29 protein-coding genes and 1 pseudogene are annotated in these 25,393 nt (G+C 68.0%); 11 read left to right on the top strand and 19 right to left on the bottom strand.

Translation table 11 applies throughout. The features are described 5' to 3' along the window. Nucleotides 1-36: 36 nt before the first annotated feature. Both AC1RIF_RS24230 and AC1RIF_RS24225 read left to right on the top strand, forming a co-directional pair. Nucleotides 37-495, top strand: coding sequence for an STAS domain-containing protein (locus tag AC1RIF_RS24230; RefSeq protein WP_492603927.1), 459 nt, complete (start codon nucleotides 37-39; stop codon nucleotides 493-495). Between the two features lie 102 nt (nucleotides 496-597). Then, a complete protein-coding gene (locus AC1RIF_RS24225; RefSeq protein WP_492603926.1) occupies nucleotides 598-1,083 on the top strand; it encodes a CinA family protein in 486 nt (161 codons plus the stop codon). A gap of 21 nt (nucleotides 1,084-1,104) precedes the next feature. On the opposite strand, the gene AC1RIF_RS24220 is transcribed toward AC1RIF_RS24225, so the two are convergent. Further along, nucleotides 1,105-2,283, bottom strand: a complete 1,179-nt coding sequence (locus tag AC1RIF_RS24220; protein WP_492603925.1) for a zinc-dependent alcohol dehydrogenase — start codon at nucleotides 2,281-2,283, stop codon at nucleotides 1,105-1,107. 325 nt (nucleotides 2,284-2,608) lie between these two features. On the opposite strand from AC1RIF_RS24220, the gene AC1RIF_RS24215 reads away from it, so the two are divergent. Together AC1RIF_RS24215 and mbp1 are read left to right on the top strand one after the other, a co-directional pair. Continuing rightward, nucleotides 2,609-2,893, top strand: a complete 285-nt coding sequence (locus AC1RIF_RS24215; protein ID WP_492604013.1) for a hypothetical protein — start codon at nucleotides 2,609-2,611, stop codon at nucleotides 2,891-2,893. Between the two features lie 100 nt (nucleotides 2,894-2,993). Beyond that, entirely contained in the window at nucleotides 2,994-3,239 is a 246-nt protein-coding gene (gene mbp1 / locus AC1RIF_RS24210; RefSeq protein WP_492603924.1) for a microaggregate-binding protein 1, read from the top strand. A 14-nt stretch (nucleotides 3,240-3,253) separates the two neighbouring features. Here the strand turns inward: mbp1 and AC1RIF_RS24205 are convergent. Both AC1RIF_RS24205 and AC1RIF_RS24200 read right to left on the bottom strand, forming a co-directional pair. Further along, nucleotides 3,254-4,151 (bottom strand): annotated as a pseudogene (locus AC1RIF_RS24205) (IS5 family transposase). A gap of 108 nt (nucleotides 4,152-4,259) precedes the next feature. Continuing rightward, a complete protein-coding gene (locus AC1RIF_RS24200; RefSeq protein WP_492604012.1) occupies nucleotides 4,260-4,565 on the bottom strand; it encodes a DapH/DapD/GlmU-related protein in 306 nt (101 codons plus the stop codon). On the opposite strand from AC1RIF_RS24200, the gene AC1RIF_RS24195 reads away from it, so the two are divergent. From AC1RIF_RS24195 to AC1RIF_RS24180, 4 genes are all read left to right on the top strand, one after another. Beyond that, on the top strand, nucleotides 4,536-4,784 hold the full coding sequence (locus AC1RIF_RS24195; RefSeq protein ID WP_492604023.1) for a hypothetical protein: 249 nt from the start codon (nucleotides 4,536-4,538) through the stop codon (nucleotides 4,782-4,784). The two genes, AC1RIF_RS24200 and AC1RIF_RS24195, sit on opposite strands and share 30 nt — an antisense overlap. A gap of 60 nt (nucleotides 4,785-4,844) precedes the next feature. After that, nucleotides 4,845-5,339, top strand: a complete 495-nt coding sequence (locus tag AC1RIF_RS24190) for an OsmC family protein (RefSeq protein WP_492603923.1) — start codon at nucleotides 4,845-4,847, stop codon at nucleotides 5,337-5,339. Between the two features lie 223 nt (nucleotides 5,340-5,562). After that, on the top strand, nucleotides 5,563-6,312 hold the full coding sequence (locus AC1RIF_RS24185) for a methyltransferase domain-containing protein (RefSeq protein ID WP_492603922.1): 750 nt from the start codon (nucleotides 5,563-5,565) through the stop codon (nucleotides 6,310-6,312). A 588-nt stretch (nucleotides 6,313-6,900) separates the two neighbouring features. Further along, complete coding sequence (locus AC1RIF_RS24180) at nucleotides 6,901-7,857, top strand: ferritin-like domain-containing protein (RefSeq protein ID WP_492603921.1); 957 nt, start codon at nucleotides 6,901-6,903, stop codon at nucleotides 7,855-7,857. A gap of 168 nt (nucleotides 7,858-8,025) precedes the next feature. Here AC1RIF_RS24180 and hisI read toward each other — a convergent pair whose 3' ends face one another. Next, nucleotides 8,026-8,373, bottom strand: coding sequence for a phosphoribosyl-AMP cyclohydrolase (hisI, locus tag AC1RIF_RS24175; protein ID WP_492603920.1), 348 nt, complete (start codon nucleotides 8,371-8,373; stop codon nucleotides 8,026-8,028). A 7-nt stretch (nucleotides 8,374-8,380) separates the two neighbouring features. After that, complete coding sequence (locus AC1RIF_RS24170) at nucleotides 8,381-9,598, bottom strand: M20 metallopeptidase family protein (protein ID WP_492603919.1); 1,218 nt, start codon at nucleotides 9,596-9,598, stop codon at nucleotides 8,381-8,383. Between the two features lie 31 nt (nucleotides 9,599-9,629). On the opposite strand from AC1RIF_RS24170, the gene AC1RIF_RS24165 reads away from it, so the two are divergent. Further along, nucleotides 9,630-10,562 (top strand): dihydrodipicolinate synthase family protein, encoded by a 933-nt coding sequence (locus AC1RIF_RS24165; RefSeq protein ID WP_492603918.1) that lies wholly within the window; start codon nucleotides 9,630-9,632, stop codon nucleotides 10,560-10,562. Here the strand turns inward: AC1RIF_RS24165 and AC1RIF_RS24160 are convergent. From AC1RIF_RS24160 to AC1RIF_RS24145, 4 genes are read right to left on the bottom strand one after another with little or no spacing between them, the layout of a single operon-like run. Then, complete coding sequence (locus AC1RIF_RS24160) at nucleotides 10,538-11,449, bottom strand: hypothetical protein (protein ID WP_492603917.1); 912 nt, start codon at nucleotides 11,447-11,449, stop codon at nucleotides 10,538-10,540. The two genes, AC1RIF_RS24165 and AC1RIF_RS24160, sit on opposite strands and share 25 nt — an antisense overlap. Nucleotides 11,450-11,473: 24 nt before the next feature. After that, on the bottom strand, nucleotides 11,474-12,802 hold the full coding sequence (locus AC1RIF_RS24155) for an MFS transporter (protein WP_492603916.1): 1,329 nt from the start codon (nucleotides 12,800-12,802) through the stop codon (nucleotides 11,474-11,476). Continuing rightward, a complete protein-coding gene (locus AC1RIF_RS24150) occupies nucleotides 12,799-13,866 on the bottom strand; it encodes a dihydrodipicolinate synthase family protein (protein WP_492603915.1) in 1,068 nt (355 codons plus the stop codon). The genes AC1RIF_RS24155 and AC1RIF_RS24150 overlap by 4 nt, the downstream gene beginning before the upstream one ends. Continuing rightward, nucleotides 13,866-14,888, bottom strand: coding sequence for an NAD-dependent epimerase/dehydratase family protein (locus AC1RIF_RS24145; protein WP_492603914.1), 1,023 nt, complete (start codon nucleotides 14,886-14,888; stop codon nucleotides 13,866-13,868). Before AC1RIF_RS24145 ends, AC1RIF_RS24150 begins: the two co-directional genes overlap by 1 nt. A 93-nt stretch (nucleotides 14,889-14,981) precedes the next feature. On the opposite strand from AC1RIF_RS24145, the gene AC1RIF_RS24140 reads away from it, so the two are divergent. Then, nucleotides 14,982-16,337 (top strand): L-serine ammonia-lyase, encoded by a 1,356-nt coding sequence (locus tag AC1RIF_RS24140; RefSeq protein WP_492603913.1) that lies wholly within the window; start codon nucleotides 14,982-14,984, stop codon nucleotides 16,335-16,337. Continuing rightward, nucleotides 16,321-17,571: a helix-turn-helix domain-containing protein gene (locus AC1RIF_RS24135; protein ID WP_492603912.1), complete on the top strand. Its 1,251-nt coding sequence runs from the start codon at nucleotides 16,321-16,323 to the stop codon at nucleotides 17,569-17,571. Before AC1RIF_RS24140 ends, AC1RIF_RS24135 begins: the two co-directional genes overlap by 17 nt. Here AC1RIF_RS24135 and hisF read toward each other — a convergent pair. From hisF to hisD, 10 genes are all read right to left on the bottom strand, one after another. Next, the gene (gene hisF / locus AC1RIF_RS24130) at nucleotides 17,568-18,341 is read right to left on the bottom strand and encodes an imidazole glycerol phosphate synthase subunit HisF (protein WP_492603911.1); all 774 of its coding nucleotides are present in this window, start codon (nucleotides 18,339-18,341) and stop codon (nucleotides 17,568-17,570) included. The two genes, AC1RIF_RS24135 and hisF, sit on opposite strands and share 4 nt — an antisense overlap. Further along, on the bottom strand, nucleotides 18,338-19,171 hold the full coding sequence (locus AC1RIF_RS24125; RefSeq protein ID WP_492603910.1) for an inositol monophosphatase family protein: 834 nt from the start codon (nucleotides 19,169-19,171) through the stop codon (nucleotides 18,338-18,340). Before AC1RIF_RS24125 ends, hisF begins: the two co-directional genes overlap by 4 nt. Nucleotides 19,172-19,185: 14 nt before the next feature. Then, on the bottom strand, nucleotides 19,186-19,920 hold the full coding sequence (priA, locus tag AC1RIF_RS24120) for a bifunctional 1-(5-phosphoribosyl)-5-((5-phosphoribosylamino)methylideneamino)imidazole-4-carboxamide isomerase/phosphoribosylanthranilate isomerase PriA (protein ID WP_492603909.1): 735 nt from the start codon (nucleotides 19,918-19,920) through the stop codon (nucleotides 19,186-19,188). 61 nt (nucleotides 19,921-19,981) lie between these two features. Beyond that, nucleotides 19,982-20,239 carry a hypothetical protein gene (locus AC1RIF_RS24115; protein ID WP_492603908.1) on the bottom strand — a complete coding sequence of 86 codons (258 nt, stop codon included), beginning with the start codon at nucleotides 20,237-20,239 and terminating at the stop codon, nucleotides 19,982-19,984. Further along, nucleotides 20,236-20,871, bottom strand: a complete 636-nt coding sequence (gene hisH, locus AC1RIF_RS24110) for an imidazole glycerol phosphate synthase subunit HisH (RefSeq protein ID WP_492603907.1) — start codon at nucleotides 20,869-20,871, stop codon at nucleotides 20,236-20,238. Before hisH ends, AC1RIF_RS24115 begins: the two co-directional genes overlap by 4 nt. Nucleotides 20,872-20,880: 9 nt before the next feature. Further along, a complete protein-coding gene (locus AC1RIF_RS24105; RefSeq protein WP_492603906.1) occupies nucleotides 20,881-22,023 on the bottom strand; it encodes an MFS transporter in 1,143 nt (380 codons plus the stop codon). Then, on the bottom strand, nucleotides 22,023-22,175 hold the full coding sequence (locus AC1RIF_RS24100; protein ID WP_492603905.1) for a CG2302 family histidine operon protein: 153 nt from the start codon (nucleotides 22,173-22,175) through the stop codon (nucleotides 22,023-22,025). Before AC1RIF_RS24100 ends, AC1RIF_RS24105 begins: the two co-directional genes overlap by 1 nt. Continuing rightward, complete coding sequence (hisB, locus tag AC1RIF_RS24095) at nucleotides 22,175-22,789, bottom strand: imidazoleglycerol-phosphate dehydratase HisB (protein WP_492603904.1); 615 nt, start codon at nucleotides 22,787-22,789, stop codon at nucleotides 22,175-22,177. The genes AC1RIF_RS24100 and hisB overlap by 1 nt, the downstream gene beginning before the upstream one ends. Next, a complete protein-coding gene (locus AC1RIF_RS24090; protein ID WP_492603903.1) occupies nucleotides 22,786-23,919 on the bottom strand; it encodes a histidinol-phosphate transaminase in 1,134 nt (377 codons plus the stop codon). Before AC1RIF_RS24090 ends, hisB begins: the two co-directional genes overlap by 4 nt. Next, on the bottom strand, nucleotides 23,916-25,238 hold the full coding sequence (gene hisD, locus AC1RIF_RS24085; RefSeq protein ID WP_492603902.1) for a histidinol dehydrogenase: 1,323 nt from the start codon (nucleotides 25,236-25,238) through the stop codon (nucleotides 23,916-23,918). The genes AC1RIF_RS24090 and hisD overlap by 4 nt, the downstream gene beginning before the upstream one ends. Nucleotides 25,239-25,393: the final 155 nt, after the last annotated feature.

Here is a 25,393-nt window from a genome sequence, read left to right as displayed (position 1 = left end):
GCCGTAGAACTGGTTCGCGCCGCCTGGAGGCATGACATGCCTGAGTTTCGAGTCTCTGCAAGAAGAACTTCCCGGACAGCGACCTGCACCGACCACGACATCGGGTCTTCACGTGCAACCGAAATCACTACGCTGGCCGTGGCCATTGCAGGAGATCTGGATATGAGTACGGTGGACAGCTTCCGCCGCGCGTATCGGGCGCTGTTCGACGAAGCCGTCCGGACCGGTTTGGCAACCGGCGATCGCATCGTCCTCGACCTCTCGTTTGTGGACTTCCTCAGTGTCGATGGCACCTCCGCTCTCGCCGAAGCGAAAGACCTCGCCGACTGCCGCTGCATCGATTTCGCGATGATCGTCACGACGCGAGGCGTGGAACACGCGCTTGCCGCCGCTGGGACACGCACACTCCTCGAATGCCGGACGACCGTCGATGCGGCCCGATCCGCAGAGGAACCGCGTCGTGCGAGTGTGCTGAACGACGCTGCACAGCGATGAGCCGAGCGCCCATGCAGAGCAGATGATCCCGCCTCGATCCAGTACGCGGCCGGGATCTTTCGGTGAACGGCCGCACCCGACTCGAAGGGGTGCAACCGAAAGATGGCGATCCCGGAGGGCGGCGACCGCGAGTCGTTGTTGGCAGAGCAGATATCCGAGCTGGCGAGGAGGGCGAGACGCCGTATCGCCGCCGCAGAATCGCTGACCGGTGGCCACATCTCGTGTCTCCTCGGCGCCGCACCGAAGTCCTCGGACTGGTATTGCGGCAGTATCGTCGCGTACGCGAGCGACGTGAAGCACGACCTGTTGGAAGTACCCCGGGGGCCCGTCGTGTCCGAACGCAGCGCGCGAAGCATGGCAACCACGACCGCGAAGCTTCTCGGGGCCGACACCGTGGTCGCGGTGACAGGCGCAGCCGGACCCGCTCCCCAGGACGGCCGGGCCCCCGGAACCGTCTGGTTCGGGCTCTTCGACCGCGGCGAGGTGACATCCGAGGAGATGATCTTCGCGGGCGATCCCACGGAAATCGTGGAGCAGACCGCTCGCTACGCACTCGAACTCTTGGCGACGTGCGTCGACTGCGAATGACACAACACCCGGGCCCTGCAGTCAGGGCTCGAGTAGCACCTTGACCGTGCCGTCCTGCTTCTTCTGGAACATCTCGTAGGCTTGTGGCGCGTCGGCCAACGGCAAGCGATGTGTGGCGAACGATTCGACGCCGAGCGGGTCTCCGTCGGCGAGAAGCGGCAGGATGTCGTCGACCCACCGCTTCACGTTTGCCTGGCCCATCCGGAACTGGATCTGCTTGTCGAACATCTTGAACAACGGCAGCGGGTCGAGCGCTCCCCCGTAAACACCGATGATCGAGACGGTTCCGCCCCGTCGCACGATGTCGATGGCAGCTTCGAGGGCCGCGAGGCGATCGATACCTGCACGGGAGAACAGCGGCCCTGCCACGGCGTCCGGAATCAGTGAGGTCGCCTGCTGCAAAATCTTCGCCCCCGGAGATCCGTGCGCTTCCATCCCCACGGCATCGATCACAGCATCCGTCCCGCGACCGCCCGTCATGTCCCTGATCGCCACGCCGACATCCTGGTGTTCACGTAGATCGAGGACCTCGACGCCCCGGTCCCGCAAGCGCTCCAACCGCTCGGGGACCAGATCGACACCGATGACCCGCACACCACGATGCGCCGCGACGCGGGCAGCCATGTCGCCGATCGGACCGAGCCCGAGCACAGCGAGCGAATCGCCGTCATGAACGTCTGCGTCATCGACGGCCTGCCAGGCTGTCGGCAGGACGTCGGACAGGTAGACGAATCGGTCGTCGGGAGGGCCTTCCGGGACCTTGATGTGCGTGTACTGCGCCTGCGGCACTCTGAGGTACTGGGCCTGCGCTCCAGGAATGCTGCCGTAGAGCTTGGAATAGCCGAACAGGGCTGCACCGGTCCCCTCTGTCCGGACTTGCGTTGTCTCGCATTGAGTTTGCAGTCCACGATGACACATCGGGCAGTGTCCGCACGAGATCTGGAACGGAATCACCATCCGGTCACCGACCGAGAGCTCGCCCACCTCACTCCCGACCTCACGCACGATTCCCATTGGTTCGTGGCCCAGGATGTCACCGGGATTCATGAAGGGCGAGAGCAACTCGTACAGGTGGAGGTCGGACCCACATATGTTGGTGGTCGTCAGCTCCACGATCGCGTCATGGGGGTCCTCGAGCACCGGGTCGGGGACCGAATCGACACTGACGTTCCGCTTACCTTGCCACGTCACTGCTTTCACCACTACCTCCTGATCTGCATCCTTCGCTGATCGAGACCTACCCGGCACGTAGTCACCGCAAACGTCCTCGGCCTACCGGATCTGGACCATGGCCGAATCGTGGATCGGATGCTCTCGGGCCTCGGACTCGCGACTGCCTGCTCGCATCGAACGCCGCGTCTCCGCAGTTTCGTCGACCCCGAGTCCTGCTCCGGTGTCCGCACTCCTCGGCCTCGATACCGTGCAAGGTCGAGCCCGCTGGACGACAATCGGCAACACAGGCAACGGCCGCACCGGCACGTTCCGGCGCGGCGACAGTATCGAACTCGACACCGGGGAGGCTCGAATGAACACCAACGATCCTCGCGATCTTGCACATACCACCCGGGAACACCCCGGCGAGGCCATCGAAGATTCCCGAAACTGGCCCGGATACGCCCTCATCGGCATCGCGATCGTCACCCTCGGCCTGACACTTGTTGCAGCCGGCTACGGCTTTGCCGGTTGGGCATGGATTTCCGGGATCGTCTGCGGCGGCAGCTTGGTAGTCGGCACGTTCCTCGTGCTCGCCGAACACCGGCGGGTGAAGCGATTCGACAACGCTTCCCTCACCGATCAAGTCGGTCACTGACTTCGGGCACCCAATCCGAACTGCCACAGAACAAATGTTTGCCCGAGGATTCGCTCGGGTATCCATGCCACCCGATCGCGATATACAGAAGGGACATGCCATGTCGGACAAGGACAAGTCGGGTCCCGCGGAGGCCGTCAAGGGCACCGTGGAGGGCGTGAAGGGCAAGGTCAAGGAGGCCGCCGGAGCCGTGACCGGTCAGGATGACCTCGTACGCGAGGGCAAGGCCCAGCAAGACAAGGCCGAGTCGCAGCGCGAAGTGGCGGAGAAGGAAGCCGCAGCGGAGAAGGCACGTGGCAAGGCAGCAGCAAACGAGGCACGCCAGCGGGCCGAGCAGGACAAGTAGCGGGGCGATCCGAACTAGGGCATGTCTGACAATCTGCGGCTCCATGCGACAACCGCGTTGAGGACGGCGGCCGCGCCGTAGACGATCGCGAGTTTGTCGTAGCGGGTGGCCAGTCCGCACCATTGTTTGAGGTGGCAGAACCGGCGTTCGACGACGTTGCGCCCGCGGTAGTCGACAAGGTCGAATGCCGGTGGCCGGCCGCCGCGTGATCCGCGTCGACGGCGGTGCCCGGCTTGGTCGGACGGTTCTGCGATGACCGCACCGATCCCGCGTCGGCGTAGCAACTCCCGGTTGGCTCGGGCGGAGTAGGCCTTGTCCCCACGGAGCCGATCGGGTCGGGTCCGTGGCCGTCCACCTCCGATCCTGGGAACGCGCAAGTGTCCGAGCAGGTGCGGGAACGCGGGGCTGTCGCCAGATTGGCCAGGCGAGACGAGCACCACCAGTGGCAGTCCGTGGCCGTCGACGAGGTGATGGATCTTCGTCGACAGGCCGCCACGGGACCGACCGATCGCGTGGTCAGGCGGCTCGATCGAAGGATTCGTGTAATTCGACCCATCCCCCCGTGTGGCGGGTGGTGTTCGTGGCGTGCTGGTGTGCGCGGACGATGGTCGAGTCGACCGACACTGCCCAGTCGACGATTCCGGCTGCGTCGGCGTTGGCGAGGAGGCGTTCGAGGATCCGGTCCCAGGTGCCGTCGCCGGCGAGGCGGCGGTGCCAGGTCCAGATCGTCTGCCACGGGCCGAACACGTCCGGCACGTCCCGCCATGCGATTCCGCAGCGGTAGCGGTACACAATGCCCTCGACCATCGACCGAGCGTCGGAGAACGGCCGTCCACGCCGACCAGTCCGCACAGGAAGCAGGTCCGCGATCAACGCCCACTGCTCATCCGACAACACCCGAAGTCTCGACATCGGAACAGCATCACACGCAACATTTCGTCTCGTGCTGCTGCGTCTGGGGGCAATCCTCACGTGACACAGGGCCGACAAGGGGCGCGAATGGTGTTCTCCGGCGAGTCCTTACGTTCCCTCAGATCGAGGTATCAGGATTTGGGATCGATTGGCGGACTGGGTGACTCGAGATCCTGCTTCTATGGGGGTCTTCCGGATCACCACTGCCGGTGAACCTGCGGCGACGACGTGATCAGGTATGTCGTGTAGCACCACACTCCCGGCGCCGATGACGGTGTTGTGGCCGATGGAGACGCCGGCACCGACGGTCACCGAGGCCCCGAGCCAGGTGTTCTCTCCGATGACGATCGGTGCGGCTCGCTCCCACCCCTCACGGCGCCGGCGATGATCGTCGACAGGGTGCAGTGCCGTCATCAGCTGCGCACCCGGGCCAATTCTGGCGTTCGCACCGATGGTGATCGTCGTGTCGTCCATGAAGAACGCGTTGGCGCTGACAAACGAGTTCGCGCCGAGCCGGATGTTGTATCCGTAGCTGCACTGAAACCGCGGCACGACGACGGCTTCGTCTTCGAACTCACCGAGAAGGCTGGCGAGAACCGCGACACGATCAGATCCAGGCAAGGAAGGGCGTGATCAGACCGATCCTTCCCGGACAGTGGCCGGTGGTTCGCACTGGTCTGAGAGGATCGGCGCGTGCGCGAACACCACTACGCCCTCACTGTCGCCTGGACCGGGAACCGGGGTGTCGGCACGGCCGATCACCGCGCCTATGGCCGCGAGCACCGAGTCTCGGCCCCGGCGAAGCCCGACCTTCCCGGCAGCTCGGATCCCGCCTTCCGGGGTGACCCCGCGCGGTGGAACCCTGAGGAGCTGCTGGTCGCCTCGCTGGCTCAGTGCCACATGCTCTGGTTCCTCAGCCTGGCCGCGTCCGCCGGGATCATGGTCACCGGGTACACCGACCGTCCCACCGGGACGATGGCCGAGGAACCCAGCGGAGCAGGGCAGTTCACCGAGGTCACGCTCAACCCCGACGTCACGGTGTGCGACCGGAACCCCCGCGGCGCCCTTGGCACCGACCTGTTGGCCACGATCGAGTCGCTGCATGTGAAGGCGAACGAGATGTGCTTCATAGCCCGGTCGGTGAACTTCGCGGTACGGCACCGACCCACCACACAGATCGAGCGCTGACGCGGGCACCAGGTTCCGATGAACCTGGTTAAGTCACAGTTCAGCTTCTCGGCCGTGTTTAATGGGGTGGTGATTACCCGCACACAGCTCTGGTGGCCGCGCTCCGTAGCGGCCTGATTGACTGTGTCTTCGGCCGCCTCTCCGGTGGCCGATTGCTCTCGCTTCCCGCGGTGATACCGGCTGGCGCGATGGGGTGGCCTCAATTCGAGAGGAAACCACCCAGATGACCCGCGACGGCGACCAGTCCCCCACGGTTGGGATCGGCGAGGTGCTGATCAGTTCCCGTTCACTCGACGAGTACAAGGCCATGTTCAATCTCACCGAGCACGACTTGTCTCGGAAGATCCTGGACTGCCCTGGCGGTGCAGCAGGCTTCACCAGTGCTGTGAACCGCCTTGGCGGTGACGTGACGGCATGTGACATGGCCTATTTCGACAGGACGGCCGAGCAGTTGGCCGGCATTGTAGCAGCCGAAACCAGCCGGGGGAACCGCTACATCCGTGCCCACTTGGATCACTACGACTGGACATTCTTCGCGGACCCCGACGAGCATCTTCGCCTCCGCCAACACGCGGTCGAGGAGTTCGCCGCAGACATCACTCGGAACCCGCACCGCTACGTGGCCGGGCGGTTACCTGCCTTGCCGTTCCCAGATGCCAGCTTCGATCTTGTACTCAGCTCCCACCTGCTGTTCAGCTATTCCGATCGTCTCGATCCGACCTTCCACCTCGAAGCGATCACCGAACTGATGCGCGTCTCTCGCAGCGAGTTGCGGATCTTCCCTCTGGTGGATTCCAGATCCTCGATTCGCTACCCGCACCTGGACGTACTGCTCACCGATCTTCGGGACCGTGGCATCGCGGGTGAAGTCGTCGAAGTCGAGTACCGCTTTCAAAGGGGCGCCCACCACATGCTGGTCTGCCACCGCATCACCCAGCAGGCAGCACGAACCGCTGTCGGGGGAACCGCCTGATCAGCGGATCAACGCACTGCCAGCAATTCTCAGACATGCCCTAGCCGGCAGGGCCAGCTGAGCAGACCAGCCGGTCGGCGATCGGCCTCGGATCATGTTGTCCGCCCGACGCCTTCGGACCATGTTCAGGCGCTCACCGGCCGAGGGCTCGGCCGACGAACCAGTTCGCCCGGCGAGTACGCCTCCGCGAACAGCTTGTACCCGATCTTCACAGTGTCTCCGTTCGTTCCTCCTGCAGCGCCCCTCCTGCAGCGCCGGAACCGGATCCACCGGCGCGGGCGCGCTTCTCGCGGTGCGGATACCGACGGTGGTCCGCGAAACCGTCCGGAACTGAACGCCGGACAGCCCCGGGAAACGGCCCAGCCCCGGGCCTTCATCGATCGGACACCGACGGAGAAGGGCGACTGACTGCCGCCCGGTGCGGCTGTTCGCGAAGGGACCGGATGCATCCGCCCCGTGTTCCGGGCGTGGACCTGCTGCACGGTACGAAGACCGTCGCGGACTGATCGCACCGCGTGATTGGCGCGGTGGGATGTGGGTACCCACACCAGGAAGACGACACCATCCCCCGCCGAAACGGAGCCCACTATGGCCGACACATCGACCCTCGTCACGCAGCTACGCACGCTTCTCGAACTGACGAACACCGAGATCCAGGTGGCCGATACCCGCCGGGCACAGGCGCGCACCGAAGCCGTGTCCACCGAACTCGCCCGCAACGCGGACAACGCGCGTGGGCGGGCCGAGGCCATCGAGCGCTCCATACGTGAACTGGGCGGGCTCCCCGCACTGGTGGGACCACTACTCGGGCGAGCTGCCGCGGCGGTCAAGACCCTGGCCGAGCAGGCGCAGCCGTTCGACGAGGCGTTGTTGGGCGACCTTGCCCTCGAACACCAGCTCCTCGACCGTTCCCGGTATCTGAAGGCGCTGGCGACGGCCGAGCACCGACGTGGAATCGTGCAGTTGGCCGACCAGCTGATCACTGCACACACGGCCACCGTGGCGTGGCTGACGACCGTGCTCGCGGAGGAGGCACTCGGCGGCCCCGCCGCCCTGCGCAGAACGCCGGCCCAGGCCGCCACCGGCGCCGCAGTGCGCTGGATGAACACCCCGGTCTCCTGGTCGACGAAGGGCATCGACAGGGCGATGGACGCGGCGCGGTCCACCGGTCCCCGGATCAGCCGACTGCTCAGCCGCGGCGCGCACGCCGGCGACGTGGCGACCAAGACGATCACGGCGAGCCGCGACGCGGCCCTCGAACGTGCCGAACAGGTCACTCGCGACGAGGGTGCCGACACCGTTGCAGACGCCCTGCACGGTGTCCGCACGACGTCCGGCGCACTCGAACCGGAGGAGCTTCCGATCGCCGACTACGACGAGATGAACGTCGCCACCGCAGTGGCCGCGGTGAAGGAACTGAGCGAGCCGTCCGACATCCGGACGATCGTGGCATACGAGGAGGCAAACAAGAACCGGCAGGGTGTCGTGTCCGCAGCCCAGACCCGTCTGGCGGCAATCGCTCAGGAAGTCACCGGCATACGCTGAGCCAGAGCGGGTCGACCGATGCCCCAGTGCTCGCGAGGGACCGGGCCATTCTCGCCGCTGGACCGCGCGCCGCGCCCACCACCCACCCCGGAGAGCACCGACCGGGAGTTCACGGCACGGTTCCGGGAGGAACGCGTGCCATGAGCTCCCGTTCAGGGGTTCGAGAGGTCAGAACTCGGCGGCGAGGAGGACGTCCGTGTCGAAGCAGGTGTGGGTGCCGGTGTGGCACGCGGCGCCCTCCTGGTCGACGATCAGCAGGACGCTGTCGCCGTCGCAGTCGAGGCGCACCTCGTGCACGTACTGCGTGTGGCCGGACGTCTCACCCTTGACCCAGTACTGCTGGCGCGAACGCGAATAGTAGGTGCCCTTGCGGGTCTCGAGGGTGCGCGCGAGGGCCTCGTCGTCCATCCACGCGACCATCAGTACGTCGCCGGTGGACTTCTCCTGCGCCACGGCGCTGAACAGACCGGCCTCGTTGCGCTTGAGGCGGGCGGCGATGGCGGGGTCAAGACTCATGTGACCGTTATACCGGGACCGCAGGTCCGCGCCCAAAGCCGGCGAGAGTTCGCAGACGCCGCAGCGCCCACTCTGTCTCGAACCGAACGCCGATCTCGATCACGGAATCGTCGAACGTCGCGAACGGTGAGTGATTCGACGGGGCCGACACTGGATCACGGTCCGGTGTGCAGGCGCCGAGGAGGACGAACGCGCCGGGCACTCGATCGAGAAACCAGGAAAAATCCTCGGACGCGGTGAACGGTTGCTCCATCACACGCACCGACGCCGGCCCTGAAACCTCTCTCGCAGTGGAGATCGCAAAGTCCGCCTCGGCATCCGCGCTGACGGTCGGAATCGCCACTTCCTCCAGTTCCACGGACGCCGCGACGCCATGGACGGCCGCAACGCCTTCCGCCACCCTTGCCACCAGACCGCGCAGTCGCGCGGAGCTCTCCGCGGTGAACGCCCGTGCCGTACCGCTGACGTGTGCGGTATCCGGGATGACGTTGCCGCTGTGCCCGCCCGCGATCTGGCCGACGGTCGCGACGACCGGATCGAACATGCCGAACGATCGTGTCACCGCCGTCTGGAGGGAGGAGACGAAGTCTGCGGCCGCGACGATCGGATCACGTGCGGTCTGCGGTGCGGACCCGTGTCCACCGCTGCCCTCGAAGCTCACGGTGAACGTGTTCGACGCCGACATCATGGGCCCGCGGCGCATCCCGAACACCCCGGCCGGCAGCTCGTAGGAGAACACGTGGAGACCCAGCGCCACGTCGGCCCGTCGGCCCGCCGCGTCGAGTACGCCCTCTGCCAGCATCGCCAGCGCCCCGCCCCAGTTCTCCTCACCGGGCTGGAACACGAACACGACGTCACCGGCGAGTTCGGCGCGCCGGGCCGCGAGTCGGTGCACCGCACCGACGAGGATCGCCATGTGCAGGTCGTGGCCGCAGGCGTGCATCGCGCCGTTGGTGGCCGCGTACTCGAGCCCGGTGTTCTCGACGACCGGCAGTGCATCCATGTCCGACCTGATGAGAACGGTGGGTCGGTCACTCCCCCGCGCCGCGCCACCGCGCAGTACGGCGGTCACCGACGTGGTCGAGGCACCCGTGGAGACTTCGAGGTCGAGACCGTCGAGCGCGCGCAGAATTCTGGCCTGCGTCCAGGGCAGGTCCAGGCCGACCTCCGGGTTGCGATGCAGGTCCCGTCGCAACAGGATCAGGTCGGGGGTCGAGAGTGTCATCGGGTCTCCTCGGCTTCGGGATGGATGGTTCGTGACGGATAGGGTTGGCGGCATGGAGTGGTTTGCGGCGGCACAGGACTGGGCACGCGACGCTCGCGGCCGGCTGTACGCAGCGCCGGCGACGCCGTTCGACGTGACGGGCACCGCGCGACCCGAGTTCACGGAGGACTATTTCCGCGGACTCGTCGCGGCCGGCGCCGACGGCCTCGCGATCGCCGCGCACACCGGCCGCGGCCCCCACCTACCCGCGGCGGTGCGGGCCGAGCTGGTCCGGATCGCTCGCCGGGCCGGCGCGTCGGTGATCGTCGGCGTCGACAATGCCGACGAGGCCCGACGGGCTGCACAGTCCGGGGCCGACGCCGCCCTGGTCTTCCCGGTGGCCGGCGACTCCGCCTCAGCGCTGCGCCACCTGGACCGGCTCTGGGAGTCCGGCGGGCTGCCGCTGATCGCCTTCGATCTGTACACCGCGCCGTATTCGGACGCGATGTTCGCTGCCGTCGTCGATCATCCGGCGGTGGCAGCGGTCAAACTGGCACGACTGTCCGATGCCGTGGCCTGCCAGGACCGGATCTCACTGGTCCGCGAGCGCGGCAAGCTTGCGATCACGGGCGAGGACCGGATGTTCGGCGCCTCGCTGACCTGGGGCGCCGAGGCAGCCCTGGTCGGCATCGCCGCCGCGGCAGTCGCGTTGACCCGCGCGGTGCTCGACACCTTCGCCGGAGCCGATCTGCCCGCCTTCCTCGACGCCACCCGCAGGCTGGACGAGTTCGCGGCCGCAACGTTCCGTGTGCCTTTCGACGGGTACGTCCAGCGGATGATGTGGGTAGCCGGGGAACAAGGCCTGTTGCCCGAGCACCTGCTGTCCGACCCGTACGCGCCCCCGCTCCCGGAGGACGACCGCGAACGTGTGCTGGCCGCACTGCACCGACTCACACGGACTCAGTTACCCACGCGCGCAAGCTGAGCCGCCGCGAGCGTGGTCTCGACCACCGCCCGGCTCCGCGCCCAGGCCACCGGGCTGGGGCCGCCGGCCGCCATCGACAGCACGGCCTGCATGCAATCGAGGTACCCGAGGCTGCGGTGGTGGTCCGAACCGTCCAGCGCCATCCGGTGCACACCGGACTCGGAGTGCACCGTGACGCCGTAGCCCTCACTACTGCCCGCGCCGACCACCTCCACGCTTACAGGGATCCCCCCGTCGGCGATCGCGTGGAACACCGCGGTGTTCTCCGAGATCGTGCTGGTGCCCGGTATCCGGCCGGTCACTCCGCCGAGCGGGGCGACCGGCCGGTCGAGGAGTGCGTCGAACATCTCCCAGGCGTGCAGCCCCATCGAGATTGCCGTTCCGCCACCGTCGTTCGGGTCGTCTTGCCATCGCCGTGCCGGTGTGGTGAAGGCGTCGATGCCGTGCCGGACCGACACATGCACCGCGATCGGATCCTGCCCGGCGAGTTCGGCGGCCAGCGCGCGGACGTCGGGGGCGAATCTCAGCACCGAGGACGTGAGGAATCGTTCGGACCGCGCACCGACCGCCGCATCGAGCGCGGCGAGGCCGGCCGCGCTCGCTGCCGGAACCTTGTTGAGGAAGCAGGCGACACCGTGGTCCAGCACCGCCGACACCACGCTCGCGATCCGATGGGGCCTCGGCGTGACGATCACCAGGTCCGGGCCCCACGCAAGAAGATCGGCCAGCGAGTTCCGCTCGACTGCGGACCACTCCCGGACGAAGTCGCGGCGCCGGGAGTGGTCGTCGGGATCCCAGACGGCCAGTTCTTCCACCCCGAACGATCGCGCGCTCAGCGCGTCGCTGAACGGGTGCGAGTGGGCCACTCCGGCGAAACCGATCCGCATGCAATCTCCTTCGGCGGTGTCGGGTCAGTTCATGTCGACGTCGCGGGTCTCCGGGCTGAGCACCGCACCCACCACGGTGAGCAACCCACCGAAGCACAGCAGGACGACGGCGGTGTACGGCAGGGGCATGAACGTCGACAGCCCACTCTGGATGTACGCGTAGAACGCGGGAATGACCATGCCCAGCGAGTACCCCAGTCCGTAGCCCGACGCGCGGACGCCCAGGGTGAAGCGCTCGGTCAAGTACGTCGTCAGGCATCCCCACGGGACACTGATCAGCACGGTCACCGAAATCAGTAGGACCAGTACGGAGCCGAACGTCTGCACGTTGCCCGACGCGATGAGGGAGTACGGGATCGGCGCGACGAACATGCACAGCAACCCACCTGCGATCAGCATCGGCCGCCGGCCGACCTTCTGCGAGAGCAGACCACTGCCCATGTAGACGGCCACCACGATCGCGTTCGCGATCACCAGGGCGAGGGTCGTCGAGTTGGGGCTCAGCTTGGCCTCACTCTTCATCAGGCCCGGCAACACCGTGGTCAGCATGTAGCTGGTGAACCACAGGCCGGTGGTGAGCACGAACACCTGAAGAAAGTCGCGGCCCGACCGTCCCTTGAAGAGCTCGAGGAGCGGCGTCTTGACCTTCTCCGACTGCTGCCACTCCTCGCTGTCCTCGACGTTGCGCGAGTACCAGATCGCGAAACCCACCGACAGCACCGCGCCGACGAAGAACGGGATACGCCAACCCCATTGGACGTAGGCGGAGTCGATGCCCTGGGCCGGCATGATCTGCAGCAGGCCGAGCGTGATGAGCGCGATCGAGCAGTACGCGAGGGGGAAACCGGTCGAGATGATCGCGCCGTTGAGGCCGCGGCGTTCCTTCGCGCTCTGTTCGAGCGCGGTGGGGGTGGCGGAGGTGTACTCGCCGCCGAGGAACACGCCGTCGATGAAGCGCAGCGCGATCAGCAGGATGACGGCCAGAATGCCGATCTGCTGATAGCCGGGCAGCAATCCGATGGCCATGGTGGTCACGCCGAATCCGGTCACCGAGACCACCGTGATCCTGCGACGGCCGAACTTGTCGGCCAAGTGCCCGAACAGCATGGCGCCCAGGGGCCTGCCGATCAGGGTCGCGGCGAACACGGACCCGTTGATCAGCGCGATCGTGCCCGCCGACGCGCCGGTGGCCTGGAAGTACACCGAGGCCGGCGCGAGGACGATGACCGGCAGGTAGATGTCGAACAGATCGACGTAGAACCCCAGCCAGGCACCGAACACTGCCTTCTTGGCGCGCGCGGCCTTCTGCTCGTCGGGTGGAGCGGCGGACGTGTCGACCGTAGCTGAGCTCATGACAACCATCCTTCGAGTCCTGCGGCGATGAAGCCGTCCTCGGCGCGCAGCCACTCGTACGCGTCGACCATTCTGGTCAGTTGATCGGCCTGGCCGATCGACAGGCCCTCGGCCGGGTCGAGACACCAGATCCCCTCGAGGAGGCCCTGGCGGCGAAGCACCTCGTGCACGCCCGCGATGACGCCGGCGAAGTTGTTGCGCACGTCGAACACCGCGGCGTTCGCGTCGGTTACGGCGGCGGCCATCGACATCGCCCGGACCCGCGCGGGTTCGTCACCCGCCCATGCCTTCTGGACGAGCTCGTGCAGGTCCACCGCGGACCGGGTCCACACGGCCCAGTGCCCGAGCAGGCCGCCGACGAAACGGCGGGTCACCGGTCCGGCCGGTCCCTGCAGGTCGAACGGTGTGAGTAGGTCCGCGACGATGTTGTCGTCGTTGCCGGTGTACAGAGCCACATCCGCGCCGCGGTCCGAGTCGACGATCCCCTGCACCAGTTCGAGTGTCCGGTAGCGATCGAAGGGTGCCGCCTTGACCGCGACGGTGGACTGCTGGTCCGCGAACCGGCGCCAATACTCCTGTGGCAGGTAGCGTCCGCCGACTGCCTCCTGCAGATAGAACCCGATGACGGGCAGCACCTCGCCGACGGCGGCGGAACGGTCGAGCAGATACTCCACGTCTTCGTCGGCGAGACCGCCGGGCGATACGAGTACGGCGTCGTAGCCGAGGTCGCGGGCCAACTCCGCCTCGGCGACGGCCTGACGGGTGGGACCGGCGACCCCCGCGATCCGCAGGAACGGGCGGTCGCCGACCCGGGCGTCCATTTCCTCGGCGGCGAGCTCGAGCACCGGCCGCAACAGACCGATCTCCGGCCGGCGGATCTCGAACTGAGTGGTGTGCACGCCGACGGCGACGCCTCCGACGCCGGCGTCGATGTAGTACCGCGTCAGTGCTCGCTGCCGCCGCTCGTCGAGGGTCCGCGCGGAGTCGAGCGCGAGGGGATGGGCGGGAATGACGGTACCCGCGTGCAGGAATGCGGACTTCACGTCCGACAGTGACTGTGTCATCAGAACTTTCCGTCCCGCCGCTCGAACTTGGTGGGCTTGTTCCACAGGGTCCCGCCGGCGATGATCCAGGCGACCTGCATGTCGATCAGGTGGCCCAGGGTGCGGTCGGGGTATCCGAACAGGGTGTGACACTTGGAGGCGTTGTTGAGCAGACTGGTCTCCCCTTCGGCGCCGACGAAGACCGGCTCGACACCGAGCTTCTCACCGAGTTGCATGGCGATGGTCCGTACCGAGGCCGTCTCCGGTCCGGTGAGGTTGAGGAGGAACGGCGCGGTGTCCGCGTGTCCGAGCGCACGCAGGACGACCTCGTTGGTGTAGCGCTGCCACACCACGTTCACCACGCCGATGGACAGGTCGACGGGTTCCCCTGAGTGCACCCGGCGTGCGATGTCGGCGACGACGCCGTACCGGGGTTCGCACGCATAGTTGAGTCGGACCAGCGCGACCCGGGTGCCGCGCGTCCGGGCACCGTGGGTGAAGACCTGCTCGCGACCACGACACGTGATGGCGTACTCCCCGACCGGTCCGGTCTCGTCCGTCTCGACCGGGCCACCGCTCATCGGCGACGTCATCGGGTAGACGTTGCCGGTCGACAACGCGGTGATCCGTGACCGGGCGTAGCGCCGCGCAACGTACGCCGGGAGCACGGTGTTGGTCATCCAGGCCTCGTCGGAGTTGGTGGATGTACCGAACTTCGCCCCCACCAGGAACACCACGTTGGCTGCGTCCGGCAGCTCGTCCACGGTCGCCGGATCCGACAAATCGGCTATGACCGTTTCTACGCCGGTGGCGTCGAGGCGTGCGCGTGCTTCGACGTCCGTCCAGCGCGACACAGCCAGCACCCGCACGTCGTCACGGCCCGCCTCGTCCAGTGCGCGACGAGCCATCGTCGCTACGCCCGACCCGATCTTTCCGCCTGCACCCAGCACAATTACGTCGCCCTCCCACGAGGCGGCATCTTCCACCAGCCCCGTGCTCGGCCTACTCAGCTCCTGCTCGAGATCCTTCTCATCGACGAACATCAACCGGCCCTTCTCCAGATGGACTTATTTCGGTCAGGACCGTAATAATGGTCACGTGTGGTGTCAAGCACAACCGGAAGGAACCTAGGAACCGTGACCGTCAGCGTGTTCGACCTGTTCTCGATCGGGATCGGCCCGTCGAGCTCGCACACCGTGGGCCCGATGCGGGCCGCACGGAGGTTCGTGGCCGAACTCGAGACGGCCGGCGACCTCGAACGGGTACGGCGGATACGCGTCCTGCTCTGCGGCTCCCTCGGTGCCACCGGCCACGGACACGGCTCGGACCGGGCAGTGCTCGCCGGACTCCGCGGCGCCGACCCGGAGACGGTCGACCCGCACCTGCCGGCGCGGTGGCAGGCAGCCGTCGCGGACAGCGGCTCGATCACCCTGGCCGGACGGCACCGCATCCCTTTCGTGACCGCCGACCTCGTCCTCGACGGAGGTACCCGGCTGCCGGGGCACCCCAATGCGATGATGCTGACCGCCGAGTTCGCAGACGGGTCACGGCACGAACGGATCTACTACTCGATCGGCGGCGGATTCGTCACCGAGGCCGGAGCACGGTGTCCGAACGACCCCGAGCCGGAGGTACCCCACCCCTTCGGCTCCGGTGACGAACTGTTCACTCGCGCCGCCGAAACACGGCTGCCCGTCAGTGCTCTCGTCCGGGCCAACGAACACGCCCTTCGGCCCGGGTCCGACATCGACGCCGGCCTCGACCGCATCTGGTCCGCCATGCAGGAGAGCGTCGAGGCCGGGCTCAGGACCGACGGCCGGCTGCCCGGGTCGTTGGGCGTCCGCCGCCGCGCCCCGGACTTGAGACGCCGGCTCGAAGCCGACGCCGGACACGATCCGCTGCACCGTCTGGACTGGGTGAACGCCTTCGCGATGGCCGTGAACGAGGAGAACGCGGCTGGAGGGCGTGTGGTCACCGCCCCGACGAACGGAGCCGCGGGCATCATCCCCGCCGTCCTGCACTACTACGATCGCTTCGTTCCCGGGGCGGACGCCGAGGGAATCCGACGCTTCCTGCTCACGGCGGCCGCGATCGGCGCGCTCTACAAGGACAATGCGTCCATCTCCGGTGCCGAGGTCGGCTGCCAGGGTGAAGTCGGTTCGGCGTGCTCGATGGCGGCCGGCGCACTGTGCGAGTTGCTCGGTGGCACACCCGCCCAGGTGGAGAACGCCGCCGAGATCGCGATGGAGCACAACCTGGGTCTCACCTGTGATCCGGTCGGCGGGTTCGTTCAGATCCCCTGTATCGAGCGGAACGCTGTGGGGGCCGTCAAGTCGATCAATGCCGCGCGAATCGCCCTGGCCGGTGACGGAACACATCGCGTCAGCCTGGACACTGTCATCAAGACCATGCGCGAAACTGGAGCGGACATGCAGTCCAAGTACAAGGAAACATCACTGGGGGGGCTTGCCGTCAATGTCGTCGAATGCTGAGCACGCGTATCGGATCGGGGTCGTCGGGCCGTCCGATCTGGTGTCGTTGGTCCGACGGGTGGCCACCGTGGAGTTCGCCGACCATGTGGTCGTACCCCTGACCTACCGCCACGAGGCACAGGCCGTCGAGGTGATCGCCGAACACCCCGAGGTCGACGCTCTGCTGTTCACCGGGGTCATCCCGTACACGCTGGCTCAGGCCTGCGGAGCGATCACCAAGCCCGCGACCTACATCGACTACACGGGAGCGACCCTGTACGGCGCCTTGGTGGAACTGATGTCCGCCGGCCACGACCCCGCCCACATCTCGATCGACACCCTGGCGCGGCCGCTCGTGGTCGAAAGCCTCACCCACGTCGGCATCGCCACCGACGACGTCGCAACTCTGGAGTACCGCAACGGGATCGACGCAGAGCGGCTCGCGGCGTTCCATCGCGAACACGCGCGGACACGTCCCGGCTCGGTGGCGATCACGTGCGTCCGCTCGGTGTACGAGTTGATCCGAGACGACGTCTACGCAATCCGGTTGGCACCCGCCATCGCCTCGGTGCGCACCGCGCTCGAGACCGTGACGATGGAACTGGCAGGGCGTATCTCGTCCGACGCGCAGGTGGTGCTCGGCATGATCGAGCTCCCCGAACCCGACGACCGCCTGGCCGACGACGCCCGAGCCTTGGCAGGCAGCGTGTTTCCCACCGGAAACGGCAGTTACATACTGGTGAGCACCCGCGGTGTGCTGGCGCAGCACACGTGCGACTGGACCGTCATGCCGCTGCTCGAGCAGCTCGCCGAACGTCACAACTGGGTCCGGATCGGACTCGGCGTGGGCCGTTCGGCTGCAGACGCCGAGGCCCTTGCCCGAAGAGCCGTCGAACGCTGCCGTACCGCAGGACCTTTCGCCGCGATCGTCTCGGTCGGCTCCGGGCGGGACTTCGTGATCACCGAGACCGCGGCAGGGGACCGCCGGACCGAGGAGCCGCTGAGCCTGCACGTCGCCGCCCGACGTGCAGGTCTCTCCCGTGCCACGCTGGTGAAGCTCGAAGCCGCGGTCGCGGCGCACCCCGACAACGAGGTCACCGCCGCCGATGTGGCGACGGCACTCGGGATCGAGCCGCGCTCCGCGCGACGGACGTTGAAGCAGCTCGAACGAGCCGGGCTGGCACAACCGGTCGGCACCGTGGCCAGCGGCGCGGGCCGCCCCGCCGTGCGGTACTCGGTTCGGCTCGAGGCCTAGCGGACGACGAGGCCCTCGGCCCGCATGGATGCCTTGACGTCCCCGATCGTCATGTCCCCGAAGTGGAAGACGCTGGCCGCGAGGACCGCGTCGGCACCGGCCTCGACGGCAGGCGCGAAGTGCTCGACGGCCCCCGCGCCTCCGCTCGCGATCACCGGCACGTGGACGGCGGCGCGGACGGCACGGATCATCGTCAGGTCGAAGCCGGCCTTCGTGCCGTCGGCGTCCATCGAGTTGAGCAGGATCTCCCCCACACCCAGCTCGGCGCCGCGGATGGCCCACTCGACGGCGTCGATACCGGTGCCGCGCTTGCCACCGTGTGTGGTGACCTCCCAGCCCGACGGCGTCGGCGCCTGTCCCTCCGGGACGGTGCGGGCGTCGACCGACAGCACGATGCACTGCGAACCGAACCGCTCCGACATCTCCCGCAGCACCTCCGGACGGGCGATCGCCGCGGTGTTGACGCTGACCTTGTCGGCGCCGGCGCGGAGCAACCGGTCGACGTCCTCGACGGTACGGACGCCGCCGCCGACGGTCAGCGGGATGAACACCTGCTCGGCAGTACGGGTCACGACGTCGAGCATCGTGCCGCGGTCGCCGCTGGACGCGGTGACGTCGAGGAAGGTCAACTCGTCGGCCCCCTGCGCGTCGTAGGTGGCCGCCAGTTCGACGGGATCGCCTGCGTCACGCAGGTTCTCGAAGTTCACGCCCTTGACGACACGACCCGCGTCGACGTCGAGGCAGGGAATCACTCGAACAGCCAAAGTCATTGTTGTGGACCTCCTTCAGGCCGCTTCTCCGGGTCACCCAGAGAGTGGAGAATGTCGAGCAGTTCGCCGTGCACGCCGGGCGCGGCGGCGAGCAGCGACCGCGATCCGACGTGCCAGTCGTCGCCACGCAGATCCGTCACGACGCCACCGGCCGCACGCACCAGCGCGACCCCGGCCGCGTTGTCCCACACGTGGTGACCGAACACGACCGCACCGCCGAGAATTCCGGCGGCCGTGTACGCGAGATCGGCGCCCGTCGAGCCCTGCATGCGGAGCCTCGACGACGCCCGACTGAGCTGACCGAGCAGTTCGAACCGGTACGTCCCCGGAATCCGGCCGCGGCTGTCGACGTTGAACGCACCGAAGCCGATCATCGCGTCCGACAGCGCACTGCGCTCGAGCCGCGGCAGCGCAAGCCCGTTGCGGGTGACCGGACCGCCTGCGGCGGCAGCGAACCGTTCGCCGGTCAGCGGCAGCCACGTCAGCCCCAGCACGGGAACACCGTCGTGCAGCAGTGCGAGCAGCATGCCCGCCGTCGGCAGGCCGGCCGAGTAGTTGAAAGTACCGTCGATCGGATCGAGGATCCAGACGTCGCCCTCGGCGAGCTCCGGCCCACCGAACTCCTCACCGTGCACCTCGATCCCGGTGCGACGCTCGAGCTCGGCGGACACCGACTTCTCGAGCTCGAGATCGACGGCGGTCGCAAAGTCCTTGGGGCCCTTACTCACCGCGCTCGGCGCCCCCAGTCCCACAACGAACCGGTCCCGGGCACCGTCGAGGACATCGCTCGCGATGGCGAGTAGCTCGAGTGGATCCCGGGACAGGCTCATTGCGTCGGAAGTTCCTAGCGTGAAACCGCGGCGAGGGCCTCGGGCAGAGTGAATCGTCCTGCGTAGAGCGCCTTCCCGACGATCGAACCCTCGACGCCCTCACCCACGAGACCGGCGATGGCCTCGAGGTCGGCAATGGTCGAGACGCCACCGGAGGCGACGACCGGTGCATCGGTGGCCGCGCACACGGCGCTGAGCAGCTCGAGGTTCGGGCCGGTGAGAGTGCCGTCCTTGCTCACGTCGGTGACGACGTAACGCGAGCAACCGTCGCGGTTGAGGCGCTCGAGGACCTCCCACAGGTCGCCGCCGTCGGAGACCCAGCCGCGGCCGCGCAGGCGGTAGTCGCCGTCGATCAGCTTGACGTCGAGTCCGACCGCGATGCGCTCGCCGTGCTTGGCGATGGCGCGGGCACACCAGTCCGGGTTCTCCACCGCGGCGGTGCCCAGGTTGACGCGCGCGCAGCCGGTCGCGAGTGCCGCCTCGAGGGTGTCGTCGTCGCGGATTCCGCCGGACAGCTCGACCTTGACGTCGAGTTCGCCGACGACCGCGGCGAGCAGCTCACGGTTGGAGCCGCGACCGAACGCGGCGTCGAGATCGACCAGGTGCACCCACTCGGCACCGTCGTTCTGCCACGCCAGGGCGGCGTCGCGGGGCGCACCATAACTGGTCTCGCTCCCCGCCTCTCCCTGAACGAGGCGAACAGCTTCACCGTTGGCGACATCTACAGCAGGCAAAAGGACCAGGCTCACTGCGCCCACTCTAGTGCCTGGCTCCGCTGCGACCGAACGCACGGTCGACACCGTCGCGACATCACGATCGACGGCCGCGGCCATCGTCCTCCGGCCCGAACGATCGACGGACCATTCGCGTGGAAACCACACCCATCGCCGCGACCGCGGTAGCGACCCCGACCAGCGCGATCACCAGCCCCGCGACCGGCCCCGGGCGCAGCACCACGATCACCACCACGACGGCGACCAGCACGGTCGTCGCCGCGCCCATGACCGAAAGCGCGAGCCGAGCAATGGACAGCCGCGCGCCCGAGTCCTCTCCCGGGGAACGGGTCACAGGGCGCGGACCCAGTTCTCCAGCAGTTGTGCGCCGGCGTCACCGGACTTCTCGGGGTGGAACTGGGTGGCCGACAGCGCACCGTTCTCGACGGCGGCGAGGAACCGGTCCCCATGCTCGGCCCATGTCAGCTTGGGCGGGGCGATGATGTCCGACGGCGGCAGTTCCCACGTCCGCACGCCGTACGAGTGGACGAAGTAGAAGCGGGTGTCCGCATCCATGCCGGCGAACAGCGTGCTGTCCTCGGGGGCCTCGACGGTGTTCCAGCCCATGTGCGGCAAGACGTCGGCCTCGAGGCGTTCGACGGTGCCGGGCCATTCGCCGCAGCCCTCGGCCTCGACACCGAACTCGACGCCCCGCTCGAACAGGATCTGCATGCCGACACAGATGCCCAGCACCGGACGTCCGCCCGCAAGCCGCTGACCGATGATCCGGTCGCCACGGACCCCGAGCAGGCCCTCCATGCACGCCGCGAAGGCGCCGACACCCGGCACCACCAGACCGTCGGCTGCGAGCGCGATCTTGGGGTCCGACGTCACCTGGATCTCCGCGCCGGTCCGCGCGAGGGCGCGCTGGGCCGAATGCAGATTTCCGGAGCCGTAATCGAGGAGGGCAACCTTGCGTGCGGTCATGCGTGAACTCTATCGGTCCCGCAACGCAGCGATCGTAGCCACGGGGACGACGGCGGCGACCGCCACCGCGGCGACCACGAACACCGGTGGATAACCCGCAGCTGTCGCCACCGCCCCGAGCGTCAGTGCGCCCACACCGGTGCCGCCGTCGTAGGCGATGTTCCAGGCCGCGCTGGCCGCCCCGACCCGCTCCCGACCCGCCGACGCGAGCAGCACCAGCAACGACTCGTTCTGCACCGCGCCGAAGCCCAGCCCGAAGATCATGGCACCGCCTACGAGGCCGATGTCGCCCACCTGGCCGGCGACCGCGAACGCCAGCAGCACCGTGCCCACCACGGCGGTCAGCAGCGCCGGCACGATGGTCCGGCCCGCACCGATCCGGTCCGCGATCACACCTGCGCCGTAGCGGCCGAGCAGCATCGCGCCAGCAGACGCCGACAGCGCGAAACCCGCTACCGCAGCGCGATTCTCGGTGGCGATCGGAAGCAGCGAGGACACCCCGCCGTAGGTGGCCGCGACCACCAGCATCGCCAGGCACGGCACCAGCAGCACCTGCACCGGCAGCCCCTTGCGGCCGGCAGGCATCCCGGGATTCGGGACGACCGGCAACCGTGAGATCGCCACCAGGGACAGCAACGGGATGACCGTGCCCAGCAGGTACACCACGGCGTGGTGCCCCTCCTGATAGAGGCCGAGTCCCAGCGGCAGCACCAGCATCTGGGACGCCGCGACCGCCACCCCGTTGGCACCGGTCACCCGGCCCAGCAGGTTGGGCGGCGCCAACTCGGCCAGCAACCCGATCGCGGCGACCGTCACCATCCCGAATCCGATGCCCCGGACCGCCGAGATCGCCAGTGCCGGTGCGGTCGCGGTGCTGAGCAGGAATCCCAGGGACGGCAGTCCCAGCAGCACACAGCCCACGGCCAGCACGGCACGGTATCCCCTGCTCCGCAGCAGGGCCGGCACGCGCAGCTGCGTCACGACGGTGGTCGCCATGAACACCGCCGTCGACGCTCCGGCCGCAGTGCTCGAACCACCCCCGTCGGCGATCGCCAACGGCACCACCGGCAACAGCAGCGTCCAACCACCGAAGGTGGTGGCACCCATGAGGAGAGCTACGAGGATCCCGCGAGTTCGCAGGAGTTCACGCATCAGATCAGCCGCAGGATCCCCGACGCCGCCGCCAGTACCGCAAGGGCAACCAGCACACCCGACGCCAACTTGTTGACCTTCCACATCGCGTACGCGCCACCGATGGCGAAGCCCGCCGCGAGGAACAGGATGTAGATGAACACGGTGTCCACTACAGCGCGCCCTTGGTCGACGGGACACCGGACACCCGGGGATCCGGCTCGACGGCCTCACGCAGCGCGCGGGCCACGGCCTTGAACTCGGCCTCGGTGATGTGGTGCTGGTCGCGGCCGTACAGCACGCGCACGTGCAGCGCGATCCGCGCGTTGAGTGCGATCGACTCGAACACGTGCCGGTTGATCACCGTCGAGTACGGTACGCCCGGGTAGCCACCGATCACGCTGTGCAGCATGTGTTCCGGCTCGCCGGTGTGCACGCAGTACGGTCGCCCGGAGACGTCGACCGAGGCGTGTGCGAGGGTCTCGTCCATCGGAATGAAGGCATCGCCGAAGCGCCGGATGCCTCGCTTGTCACCGAGCGCCTGACCGAGCGCCTGACCGAGCACGATCGAGGTGTCCTCGACGGTGTGGTGGGCGTCGATCTCGACGTCGCCCTTCGCCTGGACGGTCAGGTCGAAGCTGGCGTGCGCGCCGAGAGCAGTGAGCATGTGGTCGAAGAACGGGATTCCTGTAGAAACGGCGACGTTCCCCGTGCCGTCGAGGTTGAGCTCGACGACGATGCTCGACTCCCTGGTGGTCCGCTCGACGCGTGCGATCCGATCGCTCATCGGGATCCCTTCAATTCGGTGGAGGCCAGTTTCCTGCTGACGCGCAGCAGTTCGTCGTTCTCGGCGACGAGGCCGATGGTGGCACGCAGGTGCCCGGGGATGCCGACATCGCGGATCAGCACGCCCTCGTCGAGGTAGTGCTGCCACGTCCGGGCGGCGTCCTCGAACAGCCCGAACAGGATGAAGTTCGCGTCGCTCGGGACGACGGTGTAGCCCATCGCCGAGAGCTCCGCGCTCACCCGGTCGCGCTCGGACGCGAGCTCGGCGACGCTGCCGAGTGTCTCGTCGGCGTGCCGCAGCGCGGCGCGGGCGGCCGCCTGCGTGACGACCGACAGGTGGTACGGCAAGCGGACCAGCAGCATCGCGTCGATGAACGCCGGTGCCGCGACAAGGTAGCCGAGGCGGCCGCCCGCGAACGCGAACGCCTTGCTCATCGTCCGGCTCACAACCAGCTTGGCGGGGAAATCGTCGATCAGGCTGACGGCGCTCGGCACCGACGAGAACTCGGCGTACGCCTCGTCCACGATCACGATGCCGGGGGCGGCCGCGAGGATCTGCTTCAGGTCCTCGAGCCCGATGCTGTGTCCGGTCGGGTTGTTGGGGCTGGTGACGAAGACGACGTCGGGACGGCGATCCTCGATCACCCGCACCGCGGTCTCGGCGTCGAGAGAGAAGTCCTCGCGCCGTGGCGCGGGGATCCACTCGGTCTGCGTGCCGGTGACGAGGAGCGGGTGCATCGAGTACGACGGCACGAAACCGACCGCGCTGCGGCCGGGCCCACCGAACGCCTGCAGCAACTGCTGCAGCACCTCGTTGGAGCCGTTGGCGGCCCACAGATTCGACACGTCGAGCGCGACACCGGTCTGGCGGGTCATGTACTCGGCCAGGTCGGTGCGCAACGCGACCGCATCCCGGTCCGGGTAGCGGTGCAGGTCCGCAGCCGCGGCGCGCACCGCCTCGGCGACGTCGTCGACGAGTGCCTTCGACGGCGGGTGCGGGTTCTCGTTGGTGTTGAGCTGCACCGGCACCGTCAACTGCGGTGCGCCGTACGGAGACTGACCACGCAGACTGTCCCGGATGGGCAGATCGTCGATGCCGACGGCCGATCCGGGGATCACCCCGGCGCTCACTTCAGTGCCTCGAACCGCAGACGCACGGCCTCGCCGTGGGCCGGGAGGTCCTCGGCGTTGGCGAGCGTGATGACGTGACCGGCAACATCTTTCAGCGCCGCCTCGGAATAGTCGACCACGTGGATGCCGCGCAGGAACGTCTGGACGCTCAGACCCGACGAGTGCCGCGCGCAGCCCGCGGTGGGCAGCACGTGGTTGGAGCCGGCGCAGTAGTCGCCGAGACTCACCGGCGCCCACGGACCCACGAAGATCGCTCCGGCCGACCGAACCCGGGCGGCGACAGCGGAGGCGTCCTCGGTCTGGATCTCGAGGTGCTCGGCGGCGTACGCGTTGACCACCTTCAAGCCGGCCGCGATGTCGTCGACGAGGACGGTCCCGGACTGGCTGCCGCGCAGCGCGGTCTCGACGCGCTCGCGATGCTTGGTGACCTCGAGCTGCGCGGCCAGCGCGGCGTCGACGGCGTCGGCCAGGTCGGTGCTGGTGGTCACCAGCACGCTCGCGGCCATGACGTCGTGCTCGGCCTGGCTGATCATGTCGGCGGCCACGTGCACGGGGTCGGCGGTGTGGTCGGCGAGGATCGCGATCTCCGTCGGGCCCGCCTCGGCGTCGATGCCGACCAGTCCGCGGCACAGCCGCTTGGCGGCGGTGACGTAGATGTTGCCCGGCCCGGTGATGAGGTCGACGGGGGCGAGCTCGTCACCGTCGGTGTCGGCGCCACCGTAGGTGAGCAGCGCGACGGCCTGGGCGCCGCCGACCGCCCACACTTCGTCGACGCCGAGCATCGCGGCCGCGGCGAGGATGGTCGGGTGCGGCAGGCCCCCGAACGCGGCCTGCGGCGGCGACGCGACGACGAGCGACTCGACGCCCGCGGCCTGCGCCGGGACGACGTTCATCACGACGGACGACGGGTACACGGCATTGCCACCGGGCACGTACAGACCGACGCGCTCGACCGGGACCCAGCGCTCGGTGACGGTGCCGCCGGGGACGACCTCGGTGACCGTGTCGGTACGGCGCTGATCGGCGTGAACCTTGCGGGTCCGCTCGATCGCGACCTCGAGGGCGGCGCGGACGTCGGCGTCGAGTTCGGCGAGCGCACGGTCCAGTTCGGCCTGCGGGACGCGGACCGTCGCGGGGCGGACGCCGTCGAACTTCTCGCCGTACTCGAGCGCGGCCTCGGCACCGCGGTCGCGGATGTCCTCGACGACGGGCCGGACCTGATGCAGCACCGCGTCCACGTCCACTCCGCCGCGGGGCAGGGCGCCTCGAAGCTCAGCGGTGGAAGGGGTACGACCGCGAAGGTCGGTGCGGGCAAGCATGAGAGGTCCTCTCTGGAGAACAGGGGTACACACCGATTATCCGCGATGGGTGCAAGTTGCTTACGTTCCGGCCCCACACGCGCGCCGAACAGCCCCATGCCCGCGGTGAGCGACACCCCTGAGCTGCGTTTTGTCCGAAAGACACCCCACTGGAC

It is taken from the genome of Prescottella sp. GW823-FHT02E09 (genome assembly GCF_058797375.1).
The sequence above is the reverse complement of the archived record's forward strand: the minus strand, read 5'-3'. Positions and strand labels throughout refer to the sequence as shown.

Excerpts from the sequence above, each read along its gene's own strand:
- AC1RIF_RS24230 (WP_492603927.1), top strand. The coding sequence starts at position 37 with ATGCCTGAGTTTCGAGTCTCTGCAAGAAGAACTTCCCGGACAGCGACC.
- AC1RIF_RS24225 (WP_492603926.1), top strand. The coding sequence starts at position 598 with ATGGCGATCCCGGAGGGCGGCGACCGCGAGTCGTTGTTGGCAGAGCAG.
- AC1RIF_RS24215 (WP_492604013.1), top strand. The coding sequence starts at position 2,609 with ATGAACACCAACGATCCTCGCGATCTTGCACATACCACCCGGGAACAC.
- mbp1 (WP_492603924.1), top strand. The coding sequence starts at position 2,994 with ATGTCGGACAAGGACAAGTCGGGTCCCGCGGAGGCCGTCAAGGGCACC.
- AC1RIF_RS24195 (WP_492604023.1), top strand. The coding sequence starts at position 4,536 with ATGATCGTCGACAGGGTGCAGTGCCGTCATCAGCTGCGCACCCGGGCC.
- AC1RIF_RS24200 (WP_492604012.1), bottom strand. The coding sequence starts at position 4,565 with ATGACGGCACTGCACCCTGTCGACGATCATCGCCGGCGCCGTGAGGGG.
- AC1RIF_RS24185 (WP_492603922.1), top strand. The coding sequence starts at position 5,563 with ATGACCCGCGACGGCGACCAGTCCCCCACGGTTGGGATCGGCGAGGTG.
- AC1RIF_RS24180 (WP_492603921.1), top strand. The coding sequence starts at position 6,901 with ATGGCCGACACATCGACCCTCGTCACGCAGCTACGCACGCTTCTCGAA.
- hisI (WP_492603920.1), bottom strand. The coding sequence starts at position 8,373 with ATGAGTCTTGACCCCGCCATCGCCGCCCGCCTCAAGCGCAACGAGGCC.
- AC1RIF_RS24170 (WP_492603919.1), bottom strand. The coding sequence starts at position 9,598 with ATGACACTCTCGACCCCCGACCTGATCCTGTTGCGACGGGACCTGCAT.
- AC1RIF_RS24160 (WP_492603917.1), bottom strand. The coding sequence starts at position 11,449 with ATGCGGATCGGTTTCGCCGGAGTGGCCCACTCGCACCCGTTCAGCGAC.
- AC1RIF_RS24155 (WP_492603916.1), bottom strand. The coding sequence starts at position 12,802 with ATGAGCTCAGCTACGGTCGACACGTCCGCCGCTCCACCCGACGAGCAG.
- AC1RIF_RS24150 (WP_492603915.1), bottom strand. The coding sequence starts at position 13,866 with ATGACACAGTCACTGTCGGACGTGAAGTCCGCATTCCTGCACGCGGGT.
- AC1RIF_RS24145 (WP_492603914.1), bottom strand. The coding sequence starts at position 14,888 with ATGTTCGTCGATGAGAAGGATCTCGAGCAGGAGCTGAGTAGGCCGAGC.
- AC1RIF_RS24135 (WP_492603912.1), top strand. The coding sequence starts at position 16,321 with ATGTCGTCGAATGCTGAGCACGCGTATCGGATCGGGGTCGTCGGGCCG.
- hisF (WP_492603911.1), bottom strand. The coding sequence starts at position 18,341 with ATGACTTTGGCTGTTCGAGTGATTCCCTGCCTCGACGTCGACGCGGGT.
- AC1RIF_RS24125 (WP_492603910.1), bottom strand. The coding sequence starts at position 19,171 with ATGAGCCTGTCCCGGGATCCACTCGAGCTACTCGCCATCGCGAGCGAT.
- hisH (WP_492603907.1), bottom strand. The coding sequence starts at position 20,871 with ATGACCGCACGCAAGGTTGCCCTCCTCGATTACGGCTCCGGAAATCTG.
- AC1RIF_RS24105 (WP_492603906.1), bottom strand. The coding sequence starts at position 22,023 with ATGCGTGAACTCCTGCGAACTCGCGGGATCCTCGTAGCTCTCCTCATG.
- hisB (WP_492603904.1), bottom strand. The coding sequence starts at position 22,789 with ATGAGCGATCGGATCGCACGCGTCGAGCGGACCACCAGGGAGTCGAGC.
- hisD (WP_492603902.1), bottom strand. The coding sequence starts at position 25,238 with ATGCTTGCCCGCACCGACCTTCGCGGTCGTACCCCTTCCACCGCTGAG.